General features: G+C 73.2%; 14 protein-coding genes. 1 reads left to right on the top strand and 13 read right to left on the bottom strand.

The features are described from left to right. Nucleotides 1-103: 103 nt before the first annotated feature. The 6 genes from AB0M11_RS22530 to bldG all read right to left on the bottom strand — a co-directional run bounded on the left by AB0M11_RS22530 (nucleotide 104) and on the right by bldG (nucleotide 7,112). On the bottom strand, nucleotides 104-301 hold the full coding sequence (locus AB0M11_RS22530; RefSeq protein ID WP_365708145.1) for a hypothetical protein: 198 nt from the start codon (nucleotides 299-301) through the stop codon (nucleotides 104-106). Nucleotides 302-640: 339 nt separating this feature from the next. Beyond that, nucleotides 641-2,161 carry a class I SAM-dependent methyltransferase gene (locus tag AB0M11_RS22535; protein WP_365708147.1) on the bottom strand — a complete coding sequence of 507 codons (1,521 nt, stop codon included), beginning with the start codon at nucleotides 2,159-2,161 and terminating at the stop codon, nucleotides 641-643. Nucleotides 2,162-2,371: 210 nt separating this feature from the next. Further along, nucleotides 2,372-3,043, bottom strand: coding sequence for a small secreted protein (locus AB0M11_RS22540; protein ID WP_365708149.1), 672 nt, complete (start codon nucleotides 3,041-3,043; stop codon nucleotides 2,372-2,374). A 300-nt stretch (nucleotides 3,044-3,343) separates the two neighbouring features. After that, nucleotides 3,344-5,752, bottom strand: coding sequence for a sodium-translocating pyrophosphatase (locus AB0M11_RS22545; RefSeq protein WP_365708151.1), 2,409 nt, complete (start codon nucleotides 5,750-5,752; stop codon nucleotides 3,344-3,346). Nucleotides 5,753-6,102: 350 nt separating this feature from the next. Then, nucleotides 6,103-6,534, bottom strand: a complete 432-nt coding sequence (locus AB0M11_RS22550; RefSeq protein ID WP_365708153.1) for an ATP-binding protein — start codon at nucleotides 6,532-6,534, stop codon at nucleotides 6,103-6,105. 236 nt (nucleotides 6,535-6,770) lie between these two features. Next, nucleotides 6,771-7,112: an anti-sigma factor antagonist BldG gene (gene bldG, locus AB0M11_RS22555; RefSeq protein WP_010986038.1), complete on the bottom strand. Its 342-nt coding sequence runs from the start codon at nucleotides 7,110-7,112 to the stop codon at nucleotides 6,771-6,773. A gap of 79 nt (nucleotides 7,113-7,191) precedes the next feature. On the opposite strand from bldG, the gene AB0M11_RS22560 reads away from it, so the two are divergent. Beyond that, nucleotides 7,192-9,642 carry a DEAD/DEAH box helicase gene (locus tag AB0M11_RS22560; protein ID WP_365708155.1) on the top strand — a complete coding sequence of 817 codons (2,451 nt, stop codon included), beginning with the start codon at nucleotides 7,192-7,194 and terminating at the stop codon, nucleotides 9,640-9,642. Nucleotides 9,643-9,781: 139 nt separating this feature from the next. Here AB0M11_RS22560 and AB0M11_RS22565 read toward each other — a convergent pair whose 3' ends face one another. The 7 genes from AB0M11_RS22565 to ssd all read right to left on the bottom strand — a co-directional run bounded on the left by AB0M11_RS22565 (nucleotide 9,782) and on the right by ssd (nucleotide 15,107). After that, nucleotides 9,782-10,075 (bottom strand): Rv3654c family TadE-like protein, encoded by a 294-nt coding sequence (locus AB0M11_RS22565; RefSeq protein ID WP_365708202.1) that lies wholly within the window; start codon nucleotides 10,073-10,075, stop codon nucleotides 9,782-9,784. A gap of 152 nt (nucleotides 10,076-10,227) precedes the next feature. Further along, nucleotides 10,228-10,557: a TadE family type IV pilus minor pilin gene (locus AB0M11_RS22570; protein WP_365708157.1), complete on the bottom strand. Its 330-nt coding sequence runs from the start codon at nucleotides 10,555-10,557 to the stop codon at nucleotides 10,228-10,230. A 28-nt stretch (nucleotides 10,558-10,585) separates the two neighbouring features. Next, the gene (locus AB0M11_RS22575) at nucleotides 10,586-10,774 is read right to left on the bottom strand and encodes a DUF4244 domain-containing protein (protein WP_365708159.1); all 189 of its coding nucleotides are present in this window, start codon (nucleotides 10,772-10,774) and stop codon (nucleotides 10,586-10,588) included. A 226-nt stretch (nucleotides 10,775-11,000) separates the two neighbouring features. After that, nucleotides 11,001-11,789, bottom strand: coding sequence for a type II secretion system F family protein (locus AB0M11_RS22580; protein WP_365708161.1), 789 nt, complete (start codon nucleotides 11,787-11,789; stop codon nucleotides 11,001-11,003). Continuing rightward, nucleotides 11,786-12,655 (bottom strand): type II secretion system F family protein, encoded by an 870-nt coding sequence (locus AB0M11_RS22585; RefSeq protein ID WP_365708204.1) that lies wholly within the window; start codon nucleotides 12,653-12,655, stop codon nucleotides 11,786-11,788. The genes AB0M11_RS22580 and AB0M11_RS22585 overlap by 4 nt, the downstream gene beginning before the upstream one ends. Before the next feature lie 170 nt (nucleotides 12,656-12,825). Further along, on the bottom strand, nucleotides 12,826-14,007 hold the full coding sequence (locus AB0M11_RS22590) for a TadA family conjugal transfer-associated ATPase (RefSeq protein WP_365708163.1): 1,182 nt from the start codon (nucleotides 14,005-14,007) through the stop codon (nucleotides 12,826-12,828). Next, nucleotides 14,004-15,107: a septum site-determining protein Ssd gene (ssd, locus tag AB0M11_RS22595; protein ID WP_365708165.1), complete on the bottom strand. Its 1,104-nt coding sequence runs from the start codon at nucleotides 15,105-15,107 to the stop codon at nucleotides 14,004-14,006. Before ssd ends, AB0M11_RS22590 begins: the two co-directional genes overlap by 4 nt. Between the last annotated feature and the right edge of the window lie 390 nt (nucleotides 15,108-15,497).

Below are 15,497 nucleotides of genomic sequence, written 5' to 3' on the forward strand. Positions count from 1 at the left end.
CTCGAACGGTAACCCGACTACCGCCATTCCTGCCGCCCGGAGTCCCCGGTCGCTCTACCGGCCCTGTCCGGAGCGTAACGCTCCGATCACCGGCGGAACGCCTTCAGAGGCGGGTCAGACAGTACGCCGCTAGGCCCAGCGAGATCACCGCGGCGAGGCCCGCGAGGGTCGCGGATGCGACCTGACTCACACCCTGGGCGACGGGTTCGCCGTGCCGGACCCGGGTGCCGGTCCACACCAGCAGCGCGGCTCCGAACAGGGCGAACACCACCCCCGCGAAGATCGCCGGTCCGCTCTCCATGGCCCGCGCGCCCCTTCCCTGCCGCCCGTGACTGCCCAGCGCCCGGAGACTGGCACGCGCGGGCGGCGGACGGGCGGCCGTGGGGCGACATCGAGGTGAACGAGCGACCGCCGGATCCTCGAACATCAGATCGACGAAAAAATGGCGCCGAGCGCGGAGGAGAGCGCGGGGCGGCGAGGGAACGGCGATCGGACACTGGCGCGAACGTTGCGGCCAGATTTTCCGGCCTTTTTCTCCCCGCGGGCCCGGCACCCTCCTCCCCGGCACCCGGCGGAGGCCATCCCGGGCCGGCCGACCGGCCCACCGGTCGACCGGGCCTGGACGCCTTCAGGCAGTCCGTCAGACCGCAGGTTCCAGGAAGCCCTGCTCCACCAGCAGCCGGATCTGCGCCGGCGTGCGGTCGCGCAGCAACACCGGGTCCTCCCCCATCAGTTGCGCGATGGCGTCCAGAATCCGCCCCGCGCTCAGCGTGCCGTCGCACACCCCTGCGAACCCGGCGCCCACCGTGTCCACCTTGGTCGCGCGGCGCATCCCGCGGTGCTGGCGCAGCACCACGTGCTCCGGGTCCTCGGCGCCGGGCAGCCCGACCTGCTCCTGGACCACCTCGACGGCGAGTCGGAAGCGGCCTTCGAGGAGGTCGGCGTCGTCGTGGTCACGGAGGTAGTCGAGGCGGTCGAAGTGGGCGCGGATCGTGTCGCCGAGCGGCTGTTCGATCGGATGCGGCCACTCCTCCACGGTGATCGAGGGCACGGCGGCGGCCGTCCTCCGCAGCGTGATCCAGCCGAATCCCACCCCCTTCACCTTGCGCGCCTCGAACTCGTCGAGCCACGCGTCGTACCGCGCCTGGTACTCCGCCGGGTCCCCGCGGTGGTCGCCGGAGTCCCTGAGCCACAGCTCGGCGTACTGGTTGACGTCCTGCACCTCGCGCTGCACGATCCACGCGTCGCAGCCGCGCGGCACCCACGACCTCACCCTGTCCTGCCAGTCCTCCCCCGCGACGTGCTGCCAGTTGGCGAGGAACTGCGCGAACCCGCCCTCGGCCAGCCGCTCCCCGGCCTGTTGAACGAGCGAGCGGCACAGATCGTCCCCGCTCATCCCGCCGTCCCGGTAGGTGAGGCGGGCGCCGGGCGAGATCACGAAGGGCGGGTTGGACACGATGAGGTCGTACGTCTCACCGTCCCTGACCGGCTCGAAGAGCGAGCCCTCCCGCAGGTCGGCCGCGGGCGCGCCGGAGAGCGCCAGGGTGAGCGCGGTGATGTGCAGGGCGCGCGGGTTGAGGTCGGTCGCGGTCACGCGCGTGGCGTGCTGGGCGGCGTGCAGTGCCTGGATCCCGGAGCCGGTGCCGAGGTCGAGTGCGCTGGCGACGGGCGTACGGACGGTGATGCCGACGAGTGTCGTGGACGCGCCGCCGACCCCGAGAACGACCTCCTCGTGGCGCCGGCCGATGCCGCCGGCGCCGCCGACGGCGCACCCGAGGTCGGACACGATGAACCAGTCCTCGCCGTCGGACCCGCCGTACGGCCGTACGTCCACGGTGGCCGCGACCTCGTCGCCGCCCACGCGGGTCAGCCAGCGGCTGTCCAGGAGGTCGCCTACGGGCAGGAAGTCCGCCACGCGCGCGTGCGGCACGGGCTGCTGGAGCAGGAACAGCCGGACGAGCGTCTCCAGGGGCGTGTCGCCACGGGTCGCCCGGAGCGCGGGCACCGTCTCGCTGCGGGCCAGCGCCGCGTACGCGGGGGCACCGAGCAGGTCGAGCAGCCCGTCGGCGGTGAAGGAGGCGCCCAGCAGGGCCGTGCGCAGCCGGGCGGCGACGTCGGGGCGGTCGGAGGCGGGCAGGGTGGTGAGGCCGGAGTCAGTCACGCCCTCCATTGTGGCCCGCACCCACCGGCCCGACCCGCGCCTCGCGGATCCGGCTCACACCACCCCACCGGGCCGCGCCCCGCGGACCCGGCCCGCACCCCCGCAGCCGACCCGCGCCCCGCGGACCCGGCTCACACCCCCGGGCGGGCCGCGCCCCGCGCGTCCTCCGACGCAGCCGGAGCCGCAGCCGGTGGTCGCCCGGCCTCCGCCTCAGCCCGCGGTCGACGAGGTCGCGGACGCCGTCGCGGAGGATGCCGGCTCCGACGCCGGGGACGACGCCGTCGCCGACGTCGACGCGGAGACCTTCTTGCAGCTGGCCTGTTCGGCGATCGCGTCCTTGACCTCGCCCTGCTCCAGGGCGTTCAGCGCCGCGGTACCGCTCTTGCTCTGCGTCTCCAGCTGAGTCGTCTGGGAGGCGATGCCCTGCAGACCGGAGGCGAACTTCGCCTGGTCCTTGGTGTCGAGCGCGTCGACCTTCTTCTTCAGGTCGGCGTAGGACGCGGAGAGGCTGTTGAGGGTCGTCACGACGTCCTGCTGGCGCTTGGCGCCCTCGTCGACCCCGGGGGGCGCGCCGGCGCCGTTGATGGCGGAGGCGAGCGCCTTGTAGGCGTCGGACATGTCCTGGAAGGCCTTGGAGTCGGTCTTCTGGATGGTCGCGGGCGAGCTCGTGGTGTCCGAGACCGCCGTGGAGATCGCCTCGTTCGCCGCCTTGATCTTCGCGTCCTGCGCGGGCACCGCGTCGCAGACGGTCTTGGCCCAGGCGATCAGCTTCGGGTCGGTGCCCTTGTTGCTGCTGCTGCACCCGGACAGTGCCACCACCAGTACCGCACTGCCGGACAGTGCGGCCGCGAGCTTCTTGTTCACCGGATCGGTCCCTTCCATGGCTCTCGGCCCCCGGAATCTACACGGCGGACGGACAGCACCCCCATGGAGAGCACCCATTAAGTATGCTTTTAGTTAAATTTGCACCAGGGAGAGAAGGCTCACGACGAGACGACGCGCGCAGACGCGCACAACCGGGACCCGGGCGCACTCCGGCGCGCGGAGCACGACGGCGGCGTTCCGGGCAGGGGCGAACTCCCTGGACACGCGGAGCGGGCGGACGGCGTGTCAGCACACGCCGTCCGCCCGCTCGTTGACCGGTCCCCCGCGTGAGGGCTCCGGCGGGTGTTGCAGGACCGCCTACGAAACCACCGCGGGATCCGCCGGATTGGCCACGCGTTCGGCACTGTCCTCGTCGTCGCCGACGGCGATTCCGCGCCGCTTGGAGACGTACACCGCGCCGACGATCACGACCAGCGCGAGGACCGCGATCAGGATCCGGATGCCGATGCTCTTGTCATGCCCGTAGGAGAACTTGATCACCGCGGGGGCGATGAGCAGGGAGACCAGGTTCATGACCTTGAGCAGCGGGTTGATCGCGGGGCCCGCGGTGTCCTTGAAGGGGTCGCCGACCGTGTCGCCGATGACCGTGGCGGCGTGGGCCTCGCTGCCCTTGCCGCCGTGGTGGCCGTCCTCGACGAGCTTCTTGGCGTTGTCCCAGGCGCCACCGGAGTTGGCCAGGAAGACGGCCATCAGGGTGCCCGCGCCGATCGCGCCCGCGAGGTAGGAGCCGAGGGCGCCGACGCCGAGCGTGAACCCGATGAAGATGGGCGCCATCACGGCGAGCAGTCCCGGCGTGGCCAGCTCGCGCAGGGCGTCCTTGGTGCAGATGTCGACGACCTTGCCGTACTCGGGCGTCTCCGTGTAGTCCATGATCCCGGGGTGCTCGCGGAACTGCCGCCGCACCTCGAAGACCACCGAACCCGCCGACCGCGACACGGCGTTGATGGCGAGTCCGGAGAAGAGGAAGACGACCGCCGCGCCGGCGATGAGGCCGACCAGGTTGTTGGGCTGCGAGATGTCGAGGGACAGGGTCAACGGCGAGCCCGGTCCGCTCAGTTTCGCGCCCACGTCCTGCACGTTCGTGGTGATCGCGTCCCGGTACGACCCGAAGAGCGCCGACGCCGCGAGGACGGCGGTGGCGATCGCGATGCCCTTGGTGATGGCCTTGGTCGTGTTGCCGACGGCGTCCAGGTTGGTGAGCACCTGGGCGCCCGCCCCCTCGACGTCGCCGGACATCTCCGCGATGCCCTGGGCGTTGTCGGAGACCGGCCCGAAGGTGTCCATGGCGACGATGACGCCGACCGTGGTGAGCAGGCCGGTGCCGGCCAGCGCCACCGCGAACAGCGCGAGCATGATCGACGTACCGCCGAGCAGGAACGCGCCGTAGACGCCGAGGCCGATCAGCAGGGCGGTGTAGACGGCCGATTCCAGGCCGACCGAGATGCCGGCGAGGACGACGGTGGCCGGGCCGGTGAGCGAGGTCTTGCCGATGTCCATGACGGGACGCCGGTTGGTCTCGGTGAAGTAGCCGGTCAGCTGCTGGATGACCGCCGCGAGCAGGATGCCGATCGCCACCGCGACGAGCGCGAGGATCCGCGGGTCGCCGTCCTTGGCCCGGATGGCCGCGTCGGTGACGCCGTGCAGGTCGGAGTACGTCCCCGGCAGGTAGACGAAGACCGCGATCGCGACCAGCACCAGCGAGATCACCGCGGAGATGAAGAAGCCGCGGTTGATGGCGCTCATGCCGCTGCGGTCGCTGCGGCGCGGGGCGACCGCGAAGATGCCGATCATCGCGGTGAGCACGCCGATGGCCGGTACCAGGAGCGGGAAGGCCAGTCCGGAGTTGCCGAAGGCCGCCTTGCCGAGGATCAGCGCGGCGACCAGGGTCACGGCGTACGACTCGAAGAGGTCGGCCGCCATGCCCGCGCAGTCGCCGACGTTGTCGCCCACGTTGTCGGCGATGGTCGCGGCATTGCGCGGGTCGTCCTCCGGAATGCCCTGCTCGACCTTGCCGACGAGGTCGGCGCCGACGTCGGCCGCCTTGGTGAAGATGCCGCCGCCGACACGCATGAACATGGCGATCAGGGCGGCGCCGAGGCCGAAGCCCTCGAGCACCTTCGGCGCGTCGGCCGCGTACACCAGCACCACGCAGGAGGCGCCGAGCAGGCCGAGCCCCACCGTGAACATGCCGACGACGCCGCCCGTGCGGAAAGCGATCTTCATGGCCTTGTGCGAGACGGCGGTGAGATCCTTTTCCGGTTCGCCTTCCGCCGGAGTGGCTTCGCGGGCCGCCGCGGCGACCCGCACATTGCTGCGCACGGCGAGCCACATGCCGATATAACCCGTGGTCGCCGAGAAGGCCGCTCCGATCAGGAAGAAGATCGACCGGCCGGCGCGCTGATTCCAGTCGTCCGCGGGCAGCAGCAGGAGCAGGAAGAACACCACGACGGCGAATACGCCGAGGGTGCGCAACTGCCGGCCCAGATAGGCGTTGGCGCCTTCCTGGACCGCCGCCGCGATCTTCTTCATGCTGTCGGTGCCCTCGCCCGCCGCGAGCACCTGGCGCACCAGGATCCACGCGACCACGAGCGCGGCCAGCGCCACGGCGGCGATGACCGCCACCAGGACCCGGTTGTCGTCGGTCAGGACTGCGGCCGCGATGGTTGTGGGATGGCCAAACTGATGAGGGGTAGAAAGCCCCGCCATTCGTCCTCCTTGACGCTTGGGCTGAGCTCAAGATGTGGACGGATTCTAGGTACCCGCGAGTGATCTAAACAGGGGACGGTAAACGGAATTGGCCTTCTCGTGCCTCTTCAGCAAATGATCGAGGTCAACCGACGAACCCGAAAGCGGTAACGCCCTAAAAGCATTGACGGCGGCGTTTACTTGATCGAATTATCACCTGATTGATCGTGAAGGAATTCACTAAATCCATCGCACGAGATCACAGTACGACCGGTCGCGGGTGGCGCGCACATGCCGAAGGGCCCTACTCGGTAGGGCCCTTCGGTACACGGTCGCGTGCGGCGGCAGGGGGAAGCTCCCCCAGCGGAAGCTCAGGTGAGCGCGACCCCCGGCGGGGTCGTCGGCCAGGTCATGCGGATCAGCCCGCCGTGCTCCCCGGCGGTGACCTCCACGTCGTCGACGAGGCCGCTGATGACCGCGAGGCCCATCTCGTCCTCCTCGGTCTCCACGTTGGCGTCGGCGGCGCCGGACGCCCGGTCACCGGGAACGGAACGGGGTGCCTCGTCGCCGACCTCGATGGAGAACTGTTTCTCCTCTTCGACCAGCGCCACCCGCACCGGCTCGGTGATGCCGGCCGCCTGGTGCAGACCCACGGCACGGGAGCAGGCCTCGCCGACGGCCAGCCGGACCTCGTCCAGGACGGCCTCGTCCACTCCGGCCCTGCGAGCCACCGCCGCCGCCACCAGTCGGGCGGTGCGGACGTGCTCGGGCAGCGCGCTGAAGCGGAGTTCAACGGTGGCCATACGTCCCCCTCGGAACTACGGGCGTGCGGTAGGGGGCCGGGCCGCCGATGCACCCGGACCCCCGCTGAAGTGCGTCCGCCGCGGGCCGCGGCCCGTGAACGGCTGCCGAATCGGGCACGCGGGCCCGAACGGGCGGGGGCGGCACGGGCGCCCGTACGGCGCGTACGAGCCCGTGCCGAGGGCCGACCGGACGGCGCGGACCGATGGCGGTCCGGGTACGTCGGCCGGCCCCGGGGTCAGTCGGTGGCCGCCACCGCTTCCTCGACCGAGGTGTGGATCGGGAACACCTTGGTGAGGCCGGTGATACGGAAGATCTTCAGAATGCGCTCCTGGTTGCAGACCAGGCGCAGCGAGCCCTCATGGGCACGCACACGCTTCAGACCGCCGACCAGTACGCCGAGCCCGGTGGAGTCGAGGAAGTCCACGCCCTCCATGTCGACGACGAGGTGGAAATTCCCGTCGTTCACCAGCTCGACCAGCTGCTCGCGCAGCTTGGGCGCGGTATATACGTCGATTTCGCCACCGACCTCGACGACCGTACGATCGCCGACTGTACGGGTCGACAGGGACAGGTCCACGGATCCTCCAGCACCTTGCTATCGAGCGGTCGCCCCTTGGGACTCGGCCTGCGGCCCCCGGGACGGTTCGCCAGCCGCGATGGCATTCAATCACTTACCGGCAGGCGTGCACGACGCCTTGGCCCCATTGTCCGTCATGCCAGTGACACACTCGTCCCCGATGGCCATAAATCACCGATCCGATCGACCACCGGTTTCGGCCGCCCCCGGGTTCTCTCCGGGCACGGTCCTGGACCGGCTCGCCTCCGGGCCGAGCCGGGCTTCGCGCATCACTCATACGGAGCACTTGCCCCCGCGCGCGGGTCGGCATGCCGTCTGGCCTGACCGGATTCGTTCGGAGGTCGTCGCGGCCGTGCGCGAGTGCGGCATCGAGCACCCCTGGGAGCACCAGGCGCTGGCCGCCGAGCACGCCCTGGACGGCGACTCGGTGGTGGTCGCCACCGGCACCGCCTCCGGCAAGTCCCTGGCCTATCTCGTACCGGTCCTGTCCACCCTCCTGGACGGCTCCGAGGCCGCCAACGGCCGCGGCGCCACCGCCCTCTACCTGGCCCCCACCAAGGCGCTGGCGGCGGACCAGTGCCGTGCCGTGAAGGAACTTTCACAGCCCCTCGGCAACGCCGTGCGCCCCGCGGTGTACGACGGCGACACCCCGTACGAGGAACGCGAGTGGGTCCGCCAGTACGCCAACTACGTGCTCACCAACCCCGACATGCTGCACCGCGGCATCCTCCCCGGGCACGCCCGCTGGGCCTCCTTCCTGAAGGCGCTGAAGTACGTCGTCATCGACGAGTGCCACACCTACCGGGGCGTCTTCGGCTCGCACGTCGCCCAGGTGCTGCGCCGGCTGCGTCGCCTGTGCGCCCGCTACGGCGCCTCCCCGGTCTTCCTGCTGGCCTCCGCCACCGCCGCCGAGCCGGCCGTGGCCGCCGGCCGCCTCACCGGCCTGCCGGTCGTGGAGATCGCCGACGACGCCTCCCCGCGCGGCGAGCTGGTGTTCGCCCTGTGGGAGCCGCCGCTGACCGAGCTGCACGGCGAGAAGGGCGCCCCCGTCCGCCGTACCGCCACCGCCGAGACCGCCGACCTGCTGACCGACCTCGCCGTCCAGGGCGTGCGCTCGGTCGCCTTCGTGCGCTCCCGGCGCGGCGCGGAGCTGATCTCCGTCATCACCCAGGAACGGCTGGCGGAGGTCGACCGGTCCCTCGCCCGGCGTGTCGCGGCCTATCGCGGCGGCTACCTCCCCGAGGAGCGGCGCGCCCTGGAACGCGCGCTGCACTCCGGGGAACTCCTCGGACTTGCCGCCACGACGGCCCTGGAGCTGGGCGTGGACGTCTCCGGGCTCGACGCCGTACTGATCGCCGGGTACCCCGGTACCAGGGCCTCTGTGTGGCAGCAGGCGGGCCGGGCGGGACGCACGGGGCAGGGCGCTCTCGCCGTCCTGATCGCCCGCGACGACCCGCTGGACACCTTCCTGGTCCATCACCCCGAGGCCCTGTTCGACCGACCGGTGGAATCCACCGTCCTGGACCCCGACAACCCGTACGTCCTCGCCCCGCACCTGTGCGCCGCCGCGGCGGAGATCCCGCTCACCGACGACGACCTCGACCTCTTCGGCCCCGCCTGCAAGGAACTGCTGCCGCAGCTGGAGGCCGCGAAGCTGCTGCGCCGCCGGACCAGGGCCTGGCACTGGACCCGCCGGGAGCGGGCCGCCGACCTGACCGACATCCGCGGCGAGGGCGGCCGCCCGGTGCAGGTCGTCGAGACGGGCACCGGACGCCTGCTCGGCACGGTGGACGCGAGCGCCGCCCACTCCACGGTCCACGAGGGTGCGGTCCACCTTCACCAGGGCCGCACCTACCTCGTACGGACCCTGGACCTGGAGGACTCGGTGGCCCTCGTGGAACAGGCCGAGCCGCCGTACTCCACGGTCGCCCGCGACACCACGGCCATCTCCGTCCTGGAGACGGACACCGAGGTCCCCTGGGGCGACGGCCGGCTCTGCTACGGCTCCGTCGAGGTCACCAACCAGGTGGTCTCCTTCCTGCGCCGCCGGCTGATCACCGGCGAAGTCCTGGGCGAGACGAAACTCGACCTCCCTCCGCGTACGCTGCGCACCCGCGCGGTGTGGTGGACCGTGACCGAGGACCAGCTGGACGAGGCCCGCATCACCCCCGAGATCCTGGGCGGCGCCCTGCACGCCGCCGAACACGCCTCCATCGGCCTGCTCCCGCTTTTCGCGACCTGCGACCGCTGGGACATCGGCGGCGTGTCGATCCCGCTGCACCCGGACACGCTCCTGCCGACGGTCTTCGTCTACGACGGCCACCCCGGCGGCGCCGGCTTCGCCGAACGCGCCTTCCACACCGCCCGCACCTGGCTGACGGCCACCCGGGAGGCGATCGCCGCGTGCGAGTGCGACGCCGGATGCCCGTCCTGCATCCAGTCCCCCAAGTGCGGCAACGGGAACGAGCCCCTGCACAAGCGTGGGGCGGTGCGGCTCCTCACGGTGCTGCTTCGGGGGGCGCCGGGGTAGGTGGCCGGGTCAGCGCGGGCGGTGGGAGCCGGGGCCGGTCACGCCGAGGCGGCGGAGCCGCACGTGGCGCAGCCATGCGCAACTTTGAGACGCGTTGTCGGGACCGCGTTCTCAGGAGCACGTTGTCGGGACCGCGTTCTCAGGAGCGCGTCGTGGCGGGGCCGGCTCTGGCTCGGACCTCCGCCGCGAACGGTCCACCGCCCGAGGCCGCCGAGACGTCCGAGATGTCACCGACGATCACGCACCTCGTCAGCCGCGCGGCCTGGGCCCGCGCCACCCGGTCGGCACGGGCGCAGGCCGCCGCGGTCCCCTCGGCCCAGTGGTCCGCCGCCGCGAGGGCGGCCATGTCCGCACCCGCGGCCGCGTGATGCCTGACGACCACGGCGTGCCCCAGCCCCAGCACCGCTGCGAACACCACGCACAGCACGGCGATCGCACCGACGCTCCAGACAGTGGCGGAGCCTCGATCGCGCGCCCCGCAGCGACGTGTCCCGAAGAGACGCGCGGCGGTGACACGTGCGGCTCCGCCACGCGGCCGCGACCAGCCCCCACCGGACCACTGCCACCCGGCCACCGCACGCCCCCTCACGGCGCCGCCCCCGCAGGCCCCTCCGCCAAGGCGACCGCCGACTCCCGCACCTCGAACGGCAGCGCGCCCAGCAGCGGCGGCCTCGCCACCACCGTCACCCGGACCCGGTCCTCCTCCCGGCCGACCGTCACCGTCGCCCCTTCCGGCGCCGCCTCCTTCGTCACCGCGACCACCGCGTCCTCGGCGTCCTGCCGCGCCGCGGCGCGCGCGCCGGTGCGGGCGGCGTCCAGGCACCGGATCTGGGCGGCCACCACGAGGAGCCCCCACACCAGCGCCATCGTGAACGCCACCAGTACCGGCAGCACCACGGCCGCCTCCGCGGTCACGAACCCCCGGTCCGTCCCACGCCCGCGCTCACATCCGCGCACTGAGGGCTCGTTTCACGATCGCCTGGAGCTCCGCGCTGACCTGCCCGCTCGTCACGACCGCGTAGAGGACCGCCGCGAACCCGACGGCGGCGATGATCCCCATCGCGTATTCGGAGGTGACCATCCCGGCGTCCCGCCGCGCCAGCTTCCACATCTTCCAGTACATCTCGCGCATCTCGACTCCCTTGAACTCACCTGTGCTTGCGCTGACTTGCGCTTACTTGCATTGACTTGCATGTATTTGCATGGATTGGATTCGTGTGGCCTCGTGGGGCCTTGCAGGCCTCGTACCGCCTCGCATGTATTCGTATGGGTTCATGTGGACTTGCAGAGGGCTTGCCCTGCCGGCCCCTGCTCGGACCCGGCGTCGGCCGTCGTCGGCGGCCCCGCTGTCGCGCCCGTCAGCCACCACCTCCTCGCAGCACCCCGCCCGCGAGCCCGGTCACCACGGGGAGCACGCCCACCGCGATGAACGCGGGCAGAAAGCACAGCCCCACCGGTGCCGAGATCAGCACGGCGGCCCGCCGCGCCCGCTCGGTCGCGCCGCGTGCCCACTCGGCGCGGGCGTCCGAGGCGAGCCGGGCGACGGGTGCGGCCGCCGGGAGTCCGGACCGGTCCGCCCGCTCCAGCAGCCGGGCCAGCGCGGCGGCACCCGGCAGCCCGGCCAACCGCCGCCAGGCAGCCGCCGGTTCGCCGCCCAGCCGTACCTCCGCCGCACCCCTCGCCAGCCCCTCACCGACGGGTCCGCCGAGGGCCTCTCCGACGGCCTGGGCGGCTTCCACCGGACCGGCCCCCGCGGCGATACAGGCCGCCAGGAGGTCAGCGGCGAGCGGGAGTTGGCGCGCGGCCTCGGCCGCCTCCGACTCGGCCGCCCGGTCCGCGTCGCCGGTTCGGCTCCGCCACCGCCAGAGCCCGACCGCGACGCCCAGTCCCAGCAGCGCCCCGAGGACCCCTCCGACCAGCACCCAGCCGCCGCACAGGACGCCGACGACCGGCAGCCATCTGCGGACGGCACCGCTGACGTCGGCGCGGTTCTCCGCCCGCTCCGGCCGCCGCGGCCCGAGCAGTTCGGCCGCCTTCCGCCGGACCCGACGCCCGCGTCTGGCCCGCTCCAGCCGCCAGGCCGACCAGCCGAAGGCCGTCAGCGGCGCGACCGTCATCCCCAGCCTGTGGACAGCCTCCGCGCTCACGCCGCCTCAGCTCCCCGCACGATCCGGGCCGCCCACCACAACCCGGCGCCCTCGAACACGGCGCCGACGACCAGGCAGCCGAGGCCGACCCCGGTGTGCAGCAGCACCCGCAGCGGGTCGGCGCCCATGGCCGAGCCGAGCAACAGCCCCAGGGCGGGCAGGGCGGCGAGCAGCACCGCGGTGGCCCGCGCACCCGACAACTGAGCGCGCAGGTCGGCGCGTTGGTCCCGTTCCGCGCGCAGGGCGGCGTCCAGGCGGTCCAGGCCGGCCGCGAGACCGGCGCCCTGGTCGACGGCCACCCGCCAGCAGGCCGCGAGCCCCAACAGGCCGTCGGCGCCGGACTGTCGCGCGGCCACCGCCAGCGCGCCCGGCACGTCCCCGCCGAAGCGTGCCGCCGCGACCACTGCCGGACGGGCCTCGCCGAGCCCGCCGGAGTCCCGCGCGGCGAGCAGCAGGGCCTCACCCGGCTGCCGTCCCGCGCGCACCTCGCCGGCGAGCGCACCGCACAGCGCGATCACCGCGTCGGCGCGCGCCTGCCGGGTCCGCCGCGCCTGCCGGGCCAGCCGCACCCGGCGCAGCACCGGCACTCCGGCCGCCCCCGCGAGGACCGGCAGGACCGAGGCGGCGAGAAGCGCGAGCGCCACCCCGGCGGCCGGGGCCCACCACTCCGCCCGCCAACGGCCGCGCAGCCGCCGCAGTTCCGTGAGCGCCCGCGCCCAGGAGGGCGGTCCGGTGGCCACCGTCCCACCGCCGGCGAGCAGCAGCCGCGTCCGCCGTACCTCGCGCTGCCGCTCGGCCAGGAGCCAGGCCACGACCCCACCGCACACCAGGGCCGCACCGGCCGTCGTCTCACCCATCACGCACATCCCTCTCAAGTCATCGGTCACCGCGGTCACTTCCGACCGGAACCGGCCAGCCACTCCGAACCCACCGGTCACCCCGTCACCCCCGTCACCCCGGTCACCCCGGTCGCTTCAAGCCCACAGCCCACAGCCCACAGTTCTGAGGTCGCACTTCTCGGGCCACATTTCGCAGCTCACAGCCCGCCCACGTCACCGCCGAGCAGCCCCCGCAGCCGCTCCCACCCCCGCTCCCGCGCGAACGCCCGCGTGTGCCAGCGCAGCGCCGGGACCGTGCGCACCAGCCCGGAGGGATCCCGCTCCAGGACGTGCACCTCGGCGATCCGCCGCCGGCCCGCGTGGTCCCGCACGAGGTGCAGCACCACCGACAGCGCGGCCGCCAGCTGGCTGTGCAGGGCGGCCCGGTCGAGCCCGGCGGCCGTACCGAGGGCCTCCAGGCGGGCCGGTACGTCCGCGGCCGCGTTGGCGTGCACGGTGCCGCAGCCACCCTCGTGACCGGTGTTGAGCGCGGCCAGCAGGTGGACCACCTCGGGCCCGCGGACCTCACCGACGACGAGCCGGTCGGGGCGCATCCGCAGGGCCTGCCGGACCAGATCCTCCAGGGTGACGAGGCCGGCGCCCTCCTGGTTGGCGGGTCTGGTCTCCAGCCGTACGACGTGCGGGTGTTCGGGCCTGAGCTCCGCCGAGTCCTCGGCGAGCACGATCCGCTCGCCCGGTCCCACCAGGCCGAGCAGGGCGCTCAGCAGGGTCGTCTTGCCGGTCCCCGTGCCGCCGCTGACCAGGAAGGAGAGCCGGGCCGCGATGAGTGCCCGCAGGATCCGGTCGCCGCCCGGCGGCACGGTCCCGGCCGCGGCCAGTTCGTCGAGGGTGAACGCCCGGGGCCGCACCACCCGCAGGGACAGGCAGGTGCAGCCGACGGCCACCGGGGGCAGGACCGCGTGCAGGCGGGTGCCGTCGGGCAGCCGGGCGTCCGCCCAGGGACGCGCGTCGTCCAGGCGCCGGCCGGCCACCGCGGCCAGCCGCTGCGCCAGGCGCCGTACCGACGCCGCGTCCGGGAAGGTGACCGCGGTGAGTTCCAGGCCGCCGCCGCGGTCCACCCAGACCCGGTCCGGGGCGGTCACCAGGACATCGGTCACGGCGGGGTCGGCGAGCAGGGGCTCCAGGGGGCCGCTGCCGACCAGTTCGGAACGGAGCCGCTCGGCCGCGCCGAGCACTTCGGCGTCGCCGAGGACCCGGCCCTGTTCGCGCAGCGCCTGCGCGACCCGCGCGGGTGTCGGTTCGGCGCCGCTCTCGGCGAGCCAGCGGCGAACCCCGTCGAGCAGGGCCGGACCCTCAGCGGCCGCGGCGTCGCGCCTCATGCGGCACCACCGCTCTCGACGACCAGCGTGCGCTCCCAGAAGCCCTTGCAGAAGCGGGACAGCGGGCCACGGGGGACGGAGCCCGGCGGTTTCCGGTTCTGGCGGCCCAGGCCGGGTTCGTCGGGTACCTCGCCGGCCAGCGGCAGGCCGAGCAGCCGGGCCACCTCGCGGTCGTCCAGCCCCGGCGCGTACGGCCCCCGGACCGCCACCCGGAGGTCGCGCACGACCATGCCGACGGTGGCCGCCACCCGTCCGGCGGCCGCGATCGCGCGGAGTTCGGCGGGGACCACCAGCACGGCCAGGTCGAGCTGGGTGAGGACCTCGGCGACCTCGTCGTCGAGGCGGCGCGGCAGGTCCACGACGACCGTGCCGCCGCGCCGCCTGGCGGCCGCGAGCACCGCGCGGACGGCGGGCGGCGGGATCGCCACGCAGTCGCCGCGGTCCCAGCTGAGGATCCGCAGCGAGTGCAGTTCGGGCAGCGACTCCTCCAGGGCGCCGCTGCCGAGCCGGCCGCGCGAGGCGGCGAAGGCGGGCCAGCGCAGACCCTCGGCGGTCTCGCCGCCGAGGAGTACGTCGATTCCGCCGCCCAGCGGATCCGCGTCCACCAGCAGGGTGCGCAGTCCCTCGCGCGCGGAGGTGACGGCGAGCGCGCAGGCCAGCGTCGAGGCGCCGGCCCCGCCGCGGCCGCCGATGACGCCGACGGTGAGGGCCGGGCGGCCCACGCCCTCGACGACGTCGGCGATCCGGTCCACGAGCCACTGCTCGCCGTCGGGCAGCATCAGGACGTGGTCCGCGCCGATCTCCACGGCCCGTTTCCACACATCGGGGTCGTCCTGGTCGAGCCCGACCAGCACCACCCCGCGCCGGCGGGCGGCGCCGCGCACCCGCCGGGCGGCATCGTCGCCGACCAGGACGAGCGGGGCGGACTCCCAGCCGCCGCCGCGTTCGGGCGGGCGGTGGTGGACCTCCGGTTCGGCGCCGGCCGCGGCGCACAGGCGCAGCAGGTCGTCGAGGAGTTCGGCGTCCTCGGTGACGATCATCGGGCGTCCGGGCCGTCCCGAGGCGGCGGACGGCGGGTCCTGGGTGACGGTTGTGGCCACGTGAGCTTCCCCCTTGGCTGCGTTCTCCCGCACGGCCCCTGCGGCCGCGCGATTCCCAAACGTGCGGAGAACCGGCAAGCGGCCTCCCTATGCACGGCCGACAGAAACCGGCCATTGGCGCCCGACAAACGGAACCGGCCGTGAACTCGCCGCCGCCGGAGCGCGCTGGAATCACGGTGCAGCGAACCCGGAAAACGTGTGGATCTTGGTCCAAAACTGTGGACAACTCGATGGTTGTGAATATCGCTGTCGCCCATACCGGCGAGGGCCGTTCCGTGGGGTGCGGGCTTCCACAGCGCAGCGCCGCGACTACGCAGCGTGATGAATCATGGGCATGCGGGAGGAAGCGACCGAAGTCGCCCGACCAGGGCCTCAGGACCCGCGAGAGAG

The organism is Streptomyces sp. NPDC051987 (genome assembly GCF_040680735.1).
Classification (GTDB): Bacteria; Actinomycetota; Actinomycetes; order Streptomycetales; family Streptomycetaceae; genus Streptomyces.